Annotated in this window: 14 protein-coding genes; 3 read left to right on the top strand and 11 right to left on the bottom strand. The window is 48.2% G+C overall.

All coding sequences use genetic code 11. The features are described from left to right. The 7 genes from Q0502_RS08795 to Q0502_RS08765 form a co-directional block, all read right to left on the bottom strand. Positions 1-573, bottom strand: a 573-nt coding sequence (locus tag Q0502_RS08795) for a DUF21 domain-containing protein (RefSeq protein ID WP_298649729.1), incomplete at its 3' end; no start/stop codon positions are given. A gap of 57 nt (positions 574-630) precedes the next feature. Next, positions 631-1275, bottom strand: a complete 645-nt coding sequence (gene lptC, locus Q0502_RS08790; RefSeq protein ID WP_298649727.1) for an LPS export ABC transporter periplasmic protein LptC — start codon at positions 1273-1275, stop codon at positions 631-633. Positions 1276-1304: 29 nt separating this feature from the next. Then, positions 1305-2669 (bottom strand): hypothetical protein, encoded by a 1365-nt coding sequence (locus tag Q0502_RS08785; RefSeq protein ID WP_298649725.1) that lies wholly within the window; start codon positions 2667-2669, stop codon positions 1305-1307. Between the two features lie 135 nt (positions 2670-2804). Continuing rightward, a complete protein-coding gene (locus Q0502_RS08780; RefSeq protein WP_298649723.1) occupies positions 2805-4142 on the bottom strand; it encodes a hypothetical protein in 1338 nt (445 codons plus the stop codon). A 163-nt stretch (positions 4143-4305) separates the two neighbouring features. Beyond that, the gene (locus tag Q0502_RS08775) at positions 4306-4866 is read right to left on the bottom strand and encodes a nitroreductase family protein (RefSeq protein WP_298649721.1); all 561 of its coding nucleotides are present in this window, start codon (positions 4864-4866) and stop codon (positions 4306-4308) included. 1 nt (position 4867) lies between these two features. After that, complete coding sequence (locus tag Q0502_RS08770; protein WP_298649719.1) at positions 4868-5485, bottom strand: riboflavin synthase; 618 nt, start codon at positions 5483-5485, stop codon at positions 4868-4870. 108 nt (positions 5486-5593) lie between these two features. Beyond that, on the bottom strand, positions 5594-7627 hold the full coding sequence (locus tag Q0502_RS08765; RefSeq protein WP_298649717.1) for a M13 family metallopeptidase: 2034 nt from the start codon (positions 7625-7627) through the stop codon (positions 5594-5596). A gap of 276 nt (positions 7628-7903) precedes the next feature. Between Q0502_RS08765 and Q0502_RS08760 the strand changes: the two genes are divergently transcribed. Further along, on the top strand, positions 7904-8149 hold the full coding sequence (locus Q0502_RS08760) for a hypothetical protein (protein WP_298649715.1): 246 nt from the start codon (positions 7904-7906) through the stop codon (positions 8147-8149). Positions 8150-8300: 151 nt separating this feature from the next. Here the strand turns inward: Q0502_RS08760 and Q0502_RS08755 are convergent, their stop codons facing one another. Together Q0502_RS08755 and dapA are read right to left on the bottom strand one after the other, a co-directional pair. Next, positions 8301-9185: a TonB-dependent receptor plug domain-containing protein gene (locus tag Q0502_RS08755; protein ID WP_298649713.1), complete on the bottom strand. Its 885-nt coding sequence runs from the start codon at positions 9183-9185 to the stop codon at positions 8301-8303. Positions 9186-9459: 274 nt separating this feature from the next. Next, the gene (gene dapA, locus Q0502_RS08750; RefSeq protein WP_298649712.1) at positions 9460-10347 is read right to left on the bottom strand and encodes a 4-hydroxy-tetrahydrodipicolinate synthase; all 888 of its coding nucleotides are present in this window, start codon (positions 10345-10347) and stop codon (positions 9460-9462) included. A 197-nt stretch (positions 10348-10544) separates the two neighbouring features. Between dapA and hydG the strand changes: the two genes are divergently transcribed. Further along, positions 10545-11966 carry a [FeFe] hydrogenase H-cluster radical SAM maturase HydG gene (hydG, locus tag Q0502_RS08745; RefSeq protein WP_298649711.1) on the top strand — a complete coding sequence of 474 codons (1422 nt, stop codon included), beginning with the start codon at positions 10545-10547 and terminating at the stop codon, positions 11964-11966. A gap of 2 nt (positions 11967-11968) precedes the next feature. Further along, positions 11969-13192: a [FeFe] hydrogenase H-cluster maturation GTPase HydF gene (hydF, locus tag Q0502_RS08740; RefSeq protein WP_298649709.1), complete on the top strand. Its 1224-nt coding sequence runs from the start codon at positions 11969-11971 to the stop codon at positions 13190-13192. Between the two features lie 5 nt (positions 13193-13197). Here hydF and Q0502_RS08735 read toward each other — a convergent pair whose 3' ends face one another. Together Q0502_RS08735 and Q0502_RS08730 are read right to left on the bottom strand one after the other, a co-directional pair. Continuing rightward, a complete protein-coding gene (locus Q0502_RS08735) occupies positions 13198-13707 on the bottom strand; it encodes an NAD(P)H-dependent oxidoreductase subunit E (protein ID WP_298649733.1) in 510 nt (169 codons plus the stop codon). 151 nt (positions 13708-13858) lie between these two features. Further along, positions 13859-15631 carry an NADH-dependent [FeFe] hydrogenase, group A6 gene (locus Q0502_RS08730; RefSeq protein ID WP_298649708.1) on the bottom strand — a complete coding sequence of 591 codons (1773 nt, stop codon included), beginning with the start codon at positions 15629-15631 and terminating at the stop codon, positions 13859-13861. Positions 15632-15718 lie beyond the last annotated feature (87 nt).

Genomic DNA, 15718 nt, shown 5'->3' with positions numbered 1-15718 from the left:
CTTCGATATATTGCCTGTTTTTTTCTCTATGACGGCATCGAAATCGACTCTGTAAAAAACGTCATCCTGCACCGATCCGGATAAGTTGACGCCTGACAACCGGAGTATTGCCTGGGAAAAGGCTACAAACAGTCCGGCCACCGGATAAAGCAATATATAGAATAAAAAAGCAGGTAAGAGAAACAGTTTCACCCAAAGATCGGGATTTTTCCCGAACAGGATGCGCGGCAGGTACTCATTCGTCAGCAAAAGCAAGGGCGTAGCGGCCGCGATGATCAGCAATATTTTCATCCAATCATAATGCAGCGTGTCATTTGAATAATGGTAGACGATCAGGGCAGTAAAATAAACGAAAAAGACAAGCAGGATGATACGGCCCACCATCAGCGTAGCCAGAAACCGGCGGAAGCGACTATAGATGATGTCCAGCATATAACTGTAAGGCCGGGGCGAACGGCTGTTGACGATATACTGCAACTTACCCGCGGCAATATATGCCGACTCTATTCCTGAAAAGAAAAGAGAGAGAAACAGGAATGCAATCCACCACCCTATTTCTGCATGGTTCCACATCGATGCACTGTTTAATTGTTTATTTAATCTCCACTTATTTCAATTCATCCCCTATTTTCAATTCATCCTCTCTAAGGAATCCGCTTCCTCCACCTCCAAAGAGTCTGATTGAAGGGAATCCGCGGGTGCAGTCTCGGAGAAAGGAAGTTTCCCGTCGTGTGGCCGGAAAATGCGGTAATCGGTCATAGACTGGTTCGATTCAAACCCATATCCTTTCAATTCCGTGAGACCACTCTTGATCTCGATGTATGCTTCCGAAAATACTTTCCCATTCTTCTCATCCCAGAAGAGTTCTTCGCTGTCGAACTGTTCTCCTTTCATATTTTCCACATGGACATTCTTTTTTAATTTCCACAGGTTTTTCGTGGTGTAATACCATGCCGTATCGGCCTCCACGGTCGCCTCAATCTCAAAATCAGGGGTGAACCGCTCCAGATAGAGTCCTTGCGGAAAGAACGAATACGGTTCTTTGGCCTTGTCATAAACCAACCATAAATCGGCTACCAGTTTATAACGGGTAACACCGGAGTCCGAAATAAGTTGCGAGGCGGAAGTGGTAATCATGGTCGGCACCGATTCCGGATCGTAGGCAAACGCTACCAGATTCTCGTTCTTGTCTTTACAGGAAAAAAGCGACATAACAACCACTGAAACAATGATTGTTATGCGCCGTAAATATTGTATGTAAAGATGGTTTTCCAATATTTATCCAATTAATCAGACTGTCTGAATTATCTCAAACGAACGGTGGTAGTTTCCCCGATCCAACCGGGAATAAATACCGACTCACCGGCTTTAATACCCATCATAAAGGCTGTTTCGGTATCCATAAAGGCGGCAGAATAGCGATTAATAAGACTATTTGCTTCGCTTGCCACGCTGGGATCAACCGATCTTGCTTTTTGCAGTTTATCCACTGCCGCCAGGTATACCAATCCCGCTTTTTCCGGTTCGGGGAATATGTTGCCTGCCGAACTGGCATAGAGCTGGCCAATCAGGATATATGCATCTCCGTTGTTCGGGTTATACTCCAAAGCATCGTAGGCGGCTTGTCTGGCCCTTGCGAAATTACGCTGGTTAGAGAAAATCCCTGCCAGCTGCATCATATAATCGGATGCTTTATTCTTGTCGGTCTCCATTCTGGCAGCATCTCCATAATATTTTACAGCCGTTTCATAATCCTTATCTCTCAGGCTCTTGTTCGCCAATCCGAGAGCGGCTCCTGCCGAAGGTTCAAGCTTATAGAGGTATTCGGAAGCGGCGAAATAAAGATCGGTCTCCGAACAACCTACTGAACCCAGCGCATCCAGCACTTCATTCAGGAATACTTTATCCCCTTTATTCGGCTCCACCTTATCGGCATAGTATTCAGTGAGTGTCTTGCAATCGCCGGCGCCACTGTTGACAAATCCCTTCACAATACCTTCTTTCACCATTCCCAGGTAATCTGCGCTGCTCTCGTCATTCGCTGCCCGGGCGTTGGCAATCGCCTGATCCACATAACCAACCACATTGAAATAATCGGTAATATACCGGTCTTTTTTAGAATTATCCTTCAGATATTCGCTCACAGAGGCGACCATGAAATAAGAATAGGCATCGAGCGGGTTCATCTTGTCTTTCATCTCCCCGATAGCCTCGTTCAACATATCGTAAACCACCGACTGATCGGTCTGCTCGCCCATCAACTCTATGTAGTCGTAAGCTTTATAGGCAAGGATCGTCCCTTTGGCATCGTCCTCACTAAAGTATTTCATGCGTGCATCGTACACCTCCATCACCTTGTCGAGGTATTCCTTCTTCTTGGCCGCATCTGTTTCGGCACCATAGAGCGCCTTGAAAATACGGGGACCGTAAATATAAATATTCTTACTCGAAGCGGGGCAATTCTCATAGACGGAGATCCATGGTTTCAATGCGCCGGTATAATCTTCCGCCTTGGCTGATGTTTGCATAAGACTTAAATTCAAGCGACAGTCCACGCTGTCCTGACCATGCCCGTAAGGTGCTTTCACCGGGTCATATCCCGGTTTCTGGGCAGAGGCGGCAACTACTCCCACAATAGCTATCAACCCCGATAATAATAACTTTCTCATATTCCTTGATGTTTAAATTGTTTTTTTAGTTCAATTAGAATGACCATAACGTCTATTCTGTGGGTTGGACAAAGTGTTAAAAGAAAAGTTTAAACACCTGTCGTTTTTTCCACTCCTTTCCCAACCCGTAAAGCGTCAGTTAAACTGCCGTTTAAAGAACCAGAACTCGTTTATATTCACATTTACAGTGATCTTAAACATATCCTGCCTGATCATGTAATCTGCATCGGGCTGTTGTCTCGTATAGCCGAAACCGATATTGAGCATGGAGGTATGACCCGACATATAATCCCTGAAAGGCAGTCCCAACCCCACGTTAATTCCGTATTCATTGAAACTGCCGGTAGCTGTCTTATTACCGGTCACCGGATCATTCACGCTGAAATTGCTATAAGAGTTGGCATAGGAAAGCCCCCCCCTGAACCGCATGCGGTGGAAAAAATTCTGACTCATCGGATCAATGACATACTCCATACCGGCATTGATACGGAAAGCATCCTTAAACCGGTCTTCCTGAGTAAGATCATCCAGTACGTCAGGATATTCCATATTTTTCCATAGCTGGTAAGTTCCGTCCAACCCCATCAAAAACCGGCCGGTACTGTATGTGATACCCGCACCAAACGTATGAGGCAATTGGAAGGAAGCATTCTTCAACGTATCGGCCTGCAGTACCTGGGAAGGCGGCAACCATGGATTCTCATACGGATCGCTGCTATATAGCATCTCGGTAGGATTCACATCGGCCGTAGCATTCAGCTTAGGTGAATAAACGGCCCCGATCGTAACCGAACGGGTCTTATCGACAGGATAAGTGAACTGGATCCCGAGATCATACTTCAGTTCACGGAAGGAATAGCTATATTTGGTCTCTCCCACTAACCCGGAGCCTGGAATAACTACGCTGCTGCGCGAGAAATTGCCGAACAGATAAGAGAGATTGGCCCCTATGGAAATATTCCTGAATGGCTCCCAGGCGATACCGCCATATAGCTGGCTTAATCCGCCCGTACCCCTGTATTTTTCATAATACTGGGTATCCGACAAAGAACGGACCGCTCCGAAATTATATCCCATCTTCGAATAGGGAAGAAGGCCTATACTGGCTCCCACATTGCGTAGCAAGGGAAACTGCATGGCAACGTAATCGAGGTTACCATTGTAAAAGTCCCGCGGGTCGTTCGTACCGTCATTCATCCGGGCAAGGTGTCCCGAAACTCCTACATCAAAAATAAAGGTGAGCGTATCGATTTTCGAGTAGGATGCCGGGTTGCCCCAATTCACCTGCTGACTCCTTCGGAGCCCGTAACTGATCCCTCCCATCGCCTCGGAAGCACCGGGTACAGGATTCATTAAAAGGCCATATCCATACCGGCTATAGGGTGAATTAGACCCTACCTGCTGTGCGAAAATGACTGTGGTAATCGTAAAAAAAGCGATCAATAAAAAGAAACGTTTTTTCCTAATATTCATTTGTTTCGGATATATAACCAGCTCTTAGCCTCCTTGTTTCATAAAATATTTTCGAGTGTACAAAGATGACATATTTTTACGATGCCACCAAAAATAGAAACAAACATCATGTTAAAAAGATTAAAGTTTAATGTTTATAAACGATTCAAATATTTTTTTGTGACTATTTTTTTATACTATGCTTATAGCCGTTGTAGGAGACCACATCTTCAACCGGTTTGCGTTTTTTAGGTCTCAGCGGCTGTACGCTATACCCAATGGCAATATCGAGCCATACTCTCTTAGAGTCGGGGATCGACAAGACCTCACGCATCTGAGGCTCATTGAACCAGCCCAGAATACAGGATCCCAGCCCTTCGGCGTGGGCCGCCAGTGCAATATGCGCGGCAATCACCCCGAGATCCATCTGGGCATAATCTTTCTGCTTTACCCACCCACCAATGCCGGAAGTAAGATTCACTTTTTCTTCCACCAGTACAATGTGTACCGGCGCTTGTTTGGTGAAATGGTTCATCCCCAGCGCGCGGGCAGAAGTAGCATCGGCCACTTTGTTCTTCAGTTCCGGATCATCCACCACAATGAGGTGCCACGGCTGCGCGTTACAGGCAGAAGGGGCCAGCCGTGCCGCTTCCACAATGCGTTCAATTTTTTCTTTCTCCACCGGGCGCATGGGATCAAAAGACCGATCACTCTGGCGGGTAGAGACAAATTCGAGAAAATCCATATTAAGTCCTCTCTCCAGCGTTTAGTGCAGCTATGCGGCTGATATATTTACCGATAATATCAAACTCAAGATTCACCACCATTCCTTTTTTTATCTGATGAAAATTGGTATACTCATAAGTATAGGGGATAACGGCCACCCTAAAACTGTTGTCGGTGGGCTCCACCACGGTAAGGCTGACACCATTCACCGTAACGGAACCTTTGTCGACCGTCATATACCCTTTTTTGGCCATCTCCCTGTCAAACTCGTATTCAAAGGTATAGTACCAGCTGCCGCCGGCCTCTGTGACATCCGTACAAATAGCGGTCTGGTCCACATGTCCCTGCACGATATGGCCGTCGAGACGCCCGTTTATCGGCATGCTGCGCTCCAGGTTCACCTTACTGCCCGGCTCCAGCAGGCCGAGGTTCGACCGGTTGAGGGTTTCCTGAATAGCCGTTACGGTATAGCTATCTTCTTCGGTGGAGACCACGGTGAGACATACGCCGTTGTGCGACACGCTCTGGTCTATTTTCAGCTCTCCGGCAAAGGAGCATCTCAACGTAATATGCAGGTTCCCTCTGTCCCTGTGAAGCGCTACAACAGTTGCCGCCTCCTCTACAATTCCTGAAAACATATCTATGATCTGTTGATTTAATGATTTGATTATTTGATGATTAATCCCGATCCGGGCAGTTGTTTCAAATAGCTCAATGCCTGGTGTCACCGGTAATGGCCGGTCTCCTTACCAAATGGATGCACGTCCCTCTTCGGGCAGATACATCGGATCGGAAGGCTGAATACCGAATGCTTCATACCACGCACCGATATGAGGCAAGGCCCCGTTTACACGCCATTTCCCCAGTGAATGCGGATCAATTTTCGTGAGGCGGAGAATCTCGGCATCGCGTACGTTACCCGCCCACAGAGCGGCGTAACTCAGGAAAAAACGCTGCGCCGGGGTAAACCCGTCTATCTGTTCACCCGAGCGTGCCTGCGGCGTTTTCAAGAATGCATGATAGGAAACCTGCAAACCGCCGTGATCGGCAATATTCTCTCCCAGGGTAAAGCGGCCGTTGGCACGCACGGTATCGAGCACCACAATGTTGTCGAAATAATCAACCAGCACGTTGGCTCTCTCCTCAAACCGTTGTGCGTCTTCGGCAGTCCACCAATCGGCCAGATTTCCTTCTTTATCGAATTTACGCCCCTGATCGTCGAAGCCATGGGTCATCTCATGTCCGATCACCACGCCGATACCTCCGTAATTGACCGCATCGTCACCGTGCATATAGAAGAACGGAGGCTGAAGGATCCCGGCGGGAAAACAGATCTCATTGGAAGAAGGGTTGTAATAGGCGTTGACCGTTTGGGGGGACATGTACCACTTGGTTCTGTCGACCGGTTTGCCCAGTTCGTCGATCATCTCGGCATAGGCAAACTCAGCGGCACGTATCCTGTTCTGCCAGTAGGAATCATTCTTTATCTCGAGAGAGGAATAATCTTTCCACTTGTCGGGATATCCTATCTTCACGATAAACGTACCCAGCTTTTCCTGCGCTTTTTCTTTCGTAGCATCGCTCATCCATTCGAGACTACCGATACGCTCGCTCAACGCCGTTTTCAGGTTATCCACCAGTACAAGCATCCGCTCCTTGGCTTCCGGCGGGAAATATTTTTGCACATAGAGTTGGCCGACCGCTTCGCCCAGTGACTCGTTGACAGCGTCGATGCTTCTCCTCCAGCGCGGGCGAAGCTCTTTGCTGCCACTCAGCGTCTTGCCGTAGAATTCGAAATCGGCATTGACAAAATCATCACTGAGATAACCGGCGGCAGAATTAATCACTTTCCAGCTCAGATAGTCCCGCAACACCTCTACAGGCTCACTGTCGATGATTGCCACAGCTGTTTTCACCGGTTCGATCTGGGCAACATTCAGGCTGTCGATACCGGCAGCGCCCATCTCTTCAAAATAATATGTCCATTCGAACGGGGCAACCTGCGTATTGAGGTCCACCACCGGGATTTTATGATAGTTGAGTTCCGGTTGGCGGCGCATCTCTCTGGTAAAGTGCGCTTCCGCCAGTTTCGTCTCGACGTTCAACACATTGACGGCAGCTTTCCCCGCATCGCCATCGCTATAGCCCGCATTCAGGAACTGTGCTTTTATCAGCTTTCCGTATTCACCGCGCACCATTCTGGTGTGATCATCCTGCAACAGATAGTAATCCCTGTCGCCCATACCTATACCTGACTGGTAAAGGTACGCGATATTCATGGAGCTGTTCATGTCGTCGGGACCCACGCCGAACCCGAAAAAGGGATTAGAGGCGTAACGGCTTATCCTGGCTGCCAGCCTGATTATATCTTTCTTGCCGGATGCCGCCGCAATTTCTTCTAATTGCGAACGCATAGGTTCCCCCCCATCGGCATTCAGTTTCACGCTGTCGATACCTATCTTATAGAGGTCGCCTACCTTCTGTGCATTAGAGCCTGTGGGATTCTCATTCTTTCCGAGTCCCTCTATCAGGGACTGGATCTGTACCTGGTTCTCTTCGCGCAATTGATCGAAAGAACCATACCTCGCATATTCATCGGGAATAGGATTGGCTTTCTGCCATCCTCCGGTAGCGTATTGATAAAAACTCCCCCCCGGGGCGGCCGTGGTGTCGAGATTAGCGAGATCGAGCCGCTCCTGGGGCTGCCCCGCTTTCTGCTGTGTGCAACTTGTGGTGATCATAACAGCTAAAACGATAATGACATATACAACTCGTTTCATACGATTGATTTATTTAGAACAAAGAAGAAAGAGCAAAGAAGAAAGACATTCTTAATTCGTCGATTTACAGATTTAACGATTTGCAGCTCAAATCAACACATCACCAAATAATCCTATCCTCAAATTAATTTATATGCTCCTTTCATATGATTTATATTCTTATACAAAAGTACAAAAATATTTTGTTCGGTACACATTCACAATGCCGAACTAGTAAAATATAGAACGAAAGCCAAGCGAAGAGCCTGATAGAAATTACAACTTAAATTAAGAAGAATGACAACAACAGAATTAAATACTGCAAAGCTAGAATTTATAAGAGAATTCCTGAACGAAAAGGATGAAGATCTTGTAAAAGAACAAATAGCATTTTATCGCAGTTTAAAACACACAGACATTTTTTTGAATATTCCACGGACAGAAGAAAAATTGAAAGCTCCGATAGAGAAAGCGGAAAAAGATTACCACAACGGTATTTTCTTTTCAAACTTATTTACCGTATCGATAAAGACAAACAGATAGTTGTCATTGTAACTATTTGGGACTGCCGGCAAAATCCTGAAATATTAAGGACAAGAATTCCGTAGACATCGTTCAAAACCTATTCCATATTTTCCTCTTCCTCGCTCCATCAAAATCTTTTCTACCGCCTCTTTTTAAAAAAACCGACAGATCAGGTGTGTCGCCTCCACGCTACCAGATAAAAAAAAGACAGGGCGCGGTCTCCACTCCATCCCTGGCCGAACATTGTCTGTTCAGTAGGGAGACGCCCCACTTGCTGTACCGTGATACCTCCATCATAAGCAACGAGTAATTCTCCGTTTGTATTTCTCCCGGATTTGGTGGTAATCATGATCACCCCTTGCGCCACACGCGATCCGTACAAAGCAGATGCCGCCGAGCCTTTCAACACAGTAATATTGTCTATATCGTTAGGATTCAGTGCATTTATACCGGAGCCGAAGTCTGTTTGTGAATTCAGGTCGCTCCCTGAACGGTTTTGGGCATTGGTGATGGGTACTCCATCCACCACATACAAAGGTTGATTATTCCCAAATGAACTAAAACCACGAATAGCAATGTTTTGGGTACCGCCGGGGCTGGGAGCTGATGATATATCAACGCCGGCTACTTTCCCTTGCAAAGCCTGCATGGGGTTCACTGTTTGTGCCTGTGATATTTCATCACCCGAAATAGAAGTAACACCGTAACCCAATGTTTTTTTCTCCCGCGTTAAGCCTAAAGCAGTAAACACCACTTCTTCAAGCATCTCGGCATCTTCACTTAACACTACCCTCACATTTGCACTCACGGGCACTTCCTGTGTTTGGTATCCAACATAGGAAATAACCAACGTCCCACCGGCAGGGGCAGGCAGGTTAAAATTACCGTCGGCATCAGAAACGGTTCCCTGTGATGTCCCTTTGATTTGGATGGTAGCACCAATCACCGGGTCGCCCGATTCGTCCACCACGGTACCCCGTACCTGTGTCTGGGCAATCAAGACCCCTATTCCTGCAAAGAAAAGGGTGAAAAACAAACAGGCTTCGACATGCAACCAAAAACATAAATAAAATGGGATGATAACCTTTTAAGAGAAGATAGATAAAGCTTTAGGAGATTATAAAGCGGTTTGCCCCCTCCCGTTAAGGTTTGTTAACCACAAGGGAAGTGTTGTATTATTTTCTAACTTAAATCTCATTTGCTCTATTTTTTCGAATAATTTATCGCAAATTTATATCATTCTATTTTAATTTCACGATTTTATCCTATAAAAAATCGTTTTTTAACATACCGGCAGGGTAAAACATGCGAAAAAAGTACAGACTCGATCATGCGAGCCTGGCAAGTTCCTTTTTTATTTCCTGAAGCGTTTTTTCACTTACGGGAAGCAACGGCAGACGAAGCCTGTTTTCTACCATTCCCTTCAGATAGAGCAGGCCTTTCACACCCGCGGGATTACCTTCCACGAACATAAGATGGAACAGTGTCTCAAAGTCGTCATTCATCTTACGTCGTGCATCAGCGGCATTGCCCTCAAGGGCGCTCTTCACCAACCATGCCATCTCACCGGGAAAGGCATTTGCAAATACCGAGATCACCCCTATTCCTCCGAGCGCGATCACATCGGTAGTAATGGCATCATCGCCCGAAATAACGTGAAACCCTGCCGGAGCACCATCTATGATTGCCTTGATCTGGCCAAGGTCGCCCGAAGCCTCTTTCACGGCAGTAATATTGCTACAGTTCCGGGCCAGGCGCAGCGTAGTTTCGGCCGTCATATTCACGCCGGTCCTTCCGGGCACATTATAAAGTATGACAGGCAGCGGGGATGCCTGCGACAGGGTGCTATAATGCTGATAAAGTCCTTCCTGGGTGGGTTTGTTATAATAAGGGGTGACAGACAAAACAGCGCTGATACCTGAAAAATCGGTATTTTTCAGGTCATTGACCAGATCGGCCGTATTGTTGCCGCCGATACCTATCACCACGGGTATCTTACCATTTACCCGTTCTACGATAAAACGGACCACATCGGCTCTCTCTTCCTTTGAAAGTGTGGGAGTCTCGGCCGTGGTACCCAATGCTACAATATAATCAGTGCCGCTCTCCAGGTGAAATTGCACCAGCCGGGAAAGCGCTTCGTAATCTACGGAGCTATCCTCTTTGAAAGGAGTGATTAAGGCCACACCCAAACCCCTGAAATCAACTTTTGACATGAAATGCTTATTTTTTCCATCAATTTATTCCCGGAATGCTTATCTGAAGAACAAAATGATTCCGGCTCACAAAGGTATATATTTTTCATAAAGAAGACGAACATCATTGAATTAAAATAAAAATTTATTCGGCAGTGATAGGGCAAAATCGTTCTGATAATGTTATCTTTGTGATTAAGTGAGGAAATAAAAATCGTATGCAATTTACCCCCCAACAATACCGCGTTCCGGACATTCCCATGCAGCCGTTTATAGATGCGGATGAAATATGGGACTATCTGAATAGTACGGTCTCCTCTCCCGGAAAGGTGCAACAGGTCATCGATAAATCGCTGGCGAAAAATCGCCTGAACCTGGAGGAGACAGCTATCCTCATCAATGCAACCGACGGGGAATCGGTAAGGCTCATCAAAGAGGGAGCCAAAGCACTCAAAACAGAAGTATACGGCAACCGTATCGTACTGTTCGCCCCGCTCTATGTGGGTAACAAATGCACCAACGACTGTGCCTATTGCGGCTTCAGGGTATCGAACAGCGAACAGGTGCGAAAAACACTTTCCCGGGAGGAGCTTGTAAAAGAGATCGAAGCGCTGGAGGAGAGTGGGCAGAAAAGACTGATTCTGGTCTTCGGGGAGCATGCCGAATACAATCCCGGATTCATCGCGGAGACGGTGAAAACAGCCTATAGCGTGAAGAAAGGGCAGGGTGAGATCCGGCGGGTGAATATCAATGCGGCGCCGTTGGATGTAGAAGGGTTCCGGATCGTGAAAGAGGCAGGTATCGGCACCTATCAGGTGTTCCAGGAAACCTATCACCGGGAGGCTTACAAAACCTACCATATACGGGGAAAGAAATCCGATTATGACCACCGGCTTACTTCACTCGACCGGGCACAGGAGGCGGGCCTGGATGATGTGGGAATCGGCGCGCTGATCGGCCTCTATGACTGGCGTTTTGAGGTGATGGGGCTGGTGCGCCACACCAACCACCTGGAGGCATGCTATAACGTAGGGCCGCACACCATCTCCTTTCCCAGGATCAAAGATGCTTCAATGCTCCGGATGGGTAGTCATTATTTCGCTTCCGATGAGGAATTTGCCCGGTTGGTAGCCATCCTTCGGCTGGCAGTGCCCTACACCGGTATGATCCTTACCGCCCGCGAGCCGGCAGCTCTGCGTAACGAACTGATACAGTACGGGGTATCGCAGATCGACGGGGGAACAAAAATAGAACTGGGCAGCTATATTTCCCAACAGAAGAATCTGGACCTGAACAGGAGCCAGTTCCGTATCAACGACGACCGTTCACTGAATGAAGTCATTGATGAACTATTGCAACAGGGGATGCTTCCCTCGTTCTGCACAGCCTGCTATCGCCTCGGCAGGACCGGGGAACATTTCATGGAGTTTTCCGTTCCCGGCTTTATCAAACGATTCTGTACACCCAATGCCATCCTCACACTGGCCGAATACCTAACAGATTACGCTCCTGTAGCAACAGCGGAAAAAGGCTGGAAAGTGATAGAAAAAAATATGGCCGGGCTGAATGAAAAGATGCGGAATGAAGTAGGGGAAAAGATAAACAGGATTAAACAGGGCGAAAGGGATCTCTATCGGTAGTTATGAGCGTTAACAGTTTACATATCGGCATATTCGGCCGCAGGAATACCGGCAAAAGTTCGTTGATCAATATGCTCACCGGACAGGATATCTCCATTGTGTCTCATTTCCCGGGAACGACGACTGATCCTGTGAAAAAATCGGTGGAGATTTTCGACATCGGTCCCGCCATACTGATAGATACTGCCGGGATAGACGACCTGGGGGAGATCGGGGAGAAAAAAATCCAGAAATCGCAGGAAGTGATCCGGAAAGTCGATTGCGCCATCCTGTTGATTGCCGGCAATCAGTTCGGCGATTATGAAGTGCAACTGATCGACCAATTTAAAAAAAATGAGGTGCCTTACCTCTTCGCCCATAACAAAAACGATATCGATAAGATCGCCGCCATCACCATAACCGCCATTAAACAGCACTCCAACGCGGAGATCATCGATTTCAGCACCATCAACCCGGCCGATAAGAACAGGCTGATTACCGCACTAAAACGAATTATCCCAACAACGGCTTTTCAAAGGAGGTCGCTTGTCGGCGACCTGGTACGTCCAAAAGATGTGGTGTTACTCATCACACCTATCGATAGTGAGGCGCCGGAAGGGCGGATGATCCTTCCCCAGAATCAAACCATCCGCGATGCATTAGACAATAGGTGCGTCACAGTAGTGGTGAGGGAGAGTGAGATCCCCGACTTTTTGAGACTGGGTATCAGGCCCGCTCTGGCGGTCACCGACAGTTCGGTGTTCGATATCGTGGCGAAGGCGCTTCCGGAAGATATTCCATTGACCAGCTTCAGTATCCTTTTCGCGCGCCTGAAAGGCAATTTCACCGCTTTTCTGGAAGGTACGCCGCACATTTCGCGGCTTAAGGAGGGCGATCATATCCTGTTGTTGGAAAGTTGTACGCACCAGACCAGTTGCGACGATATCGGCAGGGTAAAGATCCCGGAACTGCTACAACAGTTCACCGGGAAAAAGTTGTATTTCACAATTGTCTCGGGGCTCTCGGAGCTCCCCCCGAACATACGCGATTTTTCCCTCGTTATCCAATGTGGCGGATGCATGGTTACCCGCAAGCAATTACTCAACCGGCTCCGTCCGTTTATCGAAGCGGGTATCCCGGTAACCAACTACGGAATGGCGCTGGCGTACCTGCATGGAATTTTCAGAAGGGCGACCAAAATGCTCGAAAGAACCCCGGTCAATCTGCCACTGTTTCCGAATGATTGACCATCTTATTTTTTATACTCGCCAATGATCGCCTTCACCCCATCAGGCGACACCCGGCCGTATACCTTCTCACCTACCAACACCACCGGTGCAAGGCCGCAGGCGCCTACGCAACGGAGGCAGTTGATCGAGAACTTGCCGTCGGGTGTAGTCTCCCCTACCTCAACATTCAATTCTTTCCTGAATTCCTCCAGTACCCTTTCGGCGCCGCGGACATAACAGGCCGTACCGGTGCAGACAGAGACAGGATGCTCCCCTTTGGGGATCATGGAGAAAAAAGTATAGAAAGTGACCACACCATATACCTGCGCGACGGGCAGATGCAGATTATGAGCTACCACATCCTGCACTTCCGCCGGTATATATCCGAACGCATGCTGTACTTCATGCAGCACATTGATCAGCTCCCCCGGCTCATTGCCGAAACCATCGCAGATGCCGTTGATCTTTTCTATTTTCTCCTTGGGGAGATTCACTTTCACCTCTATACCGTCAGTGCCGGTCACCTTTTCCATATATTCAAACACCGCAGGCGCTATATTTATCTTCTGATTCATAACTATTTTGATTTCAGATTTCAGATTTCAGATTCAAAATTCAAGATTCAAGATTTGGAATTTTCATCCCCCTGTCGCAGCTCTTCATCTTTTCACCTTTTCCACTCAGCTAACCACGCAAATGAATGGTAACCTCATTACTCTTCGGAAAATATTCCGTATGAAGCAGACCATGCGCCCTATGACTTCCGGGTTTACCCAAATATTCTTGGTAAAGCCTGATGATGGACGGGTTTTCGTGTGATTTGCGGATTGTCTTGCGTTCATCTTCAGAATAGATCGCCGCGACGCGTTTACTGAGGATCTCGCTGTTACCATGGTGATAAGGCTGCCCGCCCCCGCCGATACATCCTCCCGGACAGGCCATGATCTCGATCGCATGATACTGCGATTGGCCGGTCCTCACGTCATCCAGCAGCTTACGGGCATTCCCCAGCCCGTGCGCTATGCCTATATTGAGTTGCAGTCCGTCGAAATCGACCGTAGCGGACCGGATACCTTCCATCCCGCGCAACGCATGAAAATCGACTTTTTCCAAGGTCTTGCCGGTATACAGTTCGTATGCCGTACGGCAGGCTGCCTCAATCACACCTCCGGTATTGCCGAAGATGACACCGGCGCCGGACGATTCTCCCAGCGGATCGTCGAAGTCCCCCTCGGGAAGGTTCAGGAAATCGATATTGGCCTGCTTGATAAAAGCAGCCAGCTCACGGGTGGAGATGGAGTAATCTACATCGGGATTGCCATCCACCTTGAATTCATCCCGCTGGCACTCATACTTTTTTGCCAGACAGGGCATGATAGAGACCACGATCATATCTTTCCGCTTCACCCCTGTCTTTTCGGCAAAGTAAGACTTGGCAATGGCGCCGAACATCTGTTGCGGCGATTTTGCCGTAGAGGGTACATCCAGCAGATCGGGAAAATTATGCTCAAAAAAATTCACCCATCCCGGGCAGCATGAGGTGAGGATCGGCAGCCGTACAGTCGGGTCACCGGAAAGGTGTCCCTGAAGACGTTGCAGCAGTTCTGTCCCCTCTTCCATAATGGTGAGGTCGGCGCTGAAATCGGTATCGAACACGTAATCGAACCCCAGTTCCCGAAGTGCGGAGACCATTTTTCCGGTGACCAGCGTGCCGGGGGGCAGGCCAAACTCCTCTCCCAGGGCCGCGCGGACGGCGGGAGCCGTCTGTACCACAACCGTTTTGGCGGGATCGCTCAGGGCGCGGATGATATCGTTGGTATGATCCACTTCGGTCAGCGCGCCGGTGGGGCAGACCGACACGCATTGTCCACAGTAGGTGCAGGGCGAGTCTTCGAGGTTCATCTCGAAAGCAGGCGCCACTACCGACATGAATCCGCGGTTCACTGCTGCAAGCGCACCTACGGTTTGTACTTCATTACACATCATTTCACATCTGCGGCACATGATACATTTGTCTACATCACGGATGATGGAAGGAGAAGTATCTTTCCGGTATCTGGATTGCTCCCCGCCATAGGGCTGGCTCCTGATACCGAATTGTATGGCGAGGCTTTGCAGTTCGCACTGTCCCGATTTGGCGCAGACCAGGCAATCGAACGGATGGTCGGAGATGATCAGCTTCAGCACTGTCGTTCTCGCGTTCAATACCCTTATGTTGTGGGTATGGATTACCATTCCTTCCTGGGCCCCGGTCATACAGGAAGGGGCCAGGTTACGGCGTCCTTCCACCTCCACCACACAGATACGGCATCCGCCCGGTTTATTCTCTATACCCATGTCGCAAAGTTCGAAGTGGCACAGTGTGGGTATTTCCACGCCTGCTTTCCGGGCTGCTTTCAGGATGGTGGTTCCCTCTTCCACCCGCACCTTTTTATTGTCTATTGTAAGTTCAATCATATTTTTTGATTTCAGATTCAAAATTCAAGATTCAAGATTCAGCTTCGCTGATTTGTAATTCAGGATTTGTGTCCCGCTGATTCATTG

Origin of the sequence: uncultured Proteiniphilum sp. (genome assembly GCF_937873925.1) — a bacterium.
Taxonomy (GTDB): Bacteria; Bacteroidota; Bacteroidia; order Bacteroidales; family Dysgonomonadaceae; genus Proteiniphilum.
Note: the sequence above shows the minus strand (reverse complement) of the source record. Positions and strands in the feature narration are given on the sequence as shown.

Excerpts from the sequence above, each read along its gene's own strand:
- Q0502_RS08785 (WP_298649725.1), bottom strand. The coding sequence starts at position 2,669 with ATGAGAAAGTTATTATTATCGGGGTTGATAGCTATTGTGGGAGTAGTT.
- Q0502_RS08780 (WP_298649723.1), bottom strand. The coding sequence starts at position 4,142 with ATGAATATTAGGAAAAAACGTTTCTTTTTATTGATCGCTTTTTTTACG.
- Q0502_RS08775 (WP_298649721.1), bottom strand. The coding sequence starts at position 4,866 with ATGGATTTTCTCGAATTTGTCTCTACCCGCCAGAGTGATCGGTCTTTT.
- Q0502_RS08770 (WP_298649719.1), bottom strand. The coding sequence starts at position 5,485 with ATGTTTTCAGGAATTGTAGAGGAGGCGGCAACTGTTGTAGCGCTTCAC.
- Q0502_RS08765 (WP_298649717.1), bottom strand. The coding sequence starts at position 7,627 with ATGAAACGAGTTGTATATGTCATTATCGTTTTAGCTGTTATGATCACC.
- Q0502_RS08760 (WP_298649715.1), top strand. The coding sequence starts at position 7,904 with ATGACAACAACAGAATTAAATACTGCAAAGCTAGAATTTATAAGAGAA.
- dapA (WP_298649712.1), bottom strand. The coding sequence starts at position 10,347 with ATGTCAAAAGTTGATTTCAGGGGTTTGGGTGTGGCCTTAATCACTCCT.
- hydG (WP_298649711.1), top strand. The coding sequence starts at position 10,545 with ATGCAATTTACCCCCCAACAATACCGCGTTCCGGACATTCCCATGCAG.
- hydF (WP_298649709.1), top strand. The coding sequence starts at position 11,969 with ATGAGCGTTAACAGTTTACATATCGGCATATTCGGCCGCAGGAATACC.
- Q0502_RS08735 (WP_298649733.1), bottom strand. The coding sequence starts at position 13,707 with ATGGAAAAGGTGACCGGCACTGACGGTATAGAGGTGAAAGTGAATCTC.
- Q0502_RS08730 (WP_298649708.1), bottom strand. The coding sequence starts at position 15,631 with ATGATTGAACTTACAATAGACAATAAAAAGGTGCGGGTGGAAGAGGGA.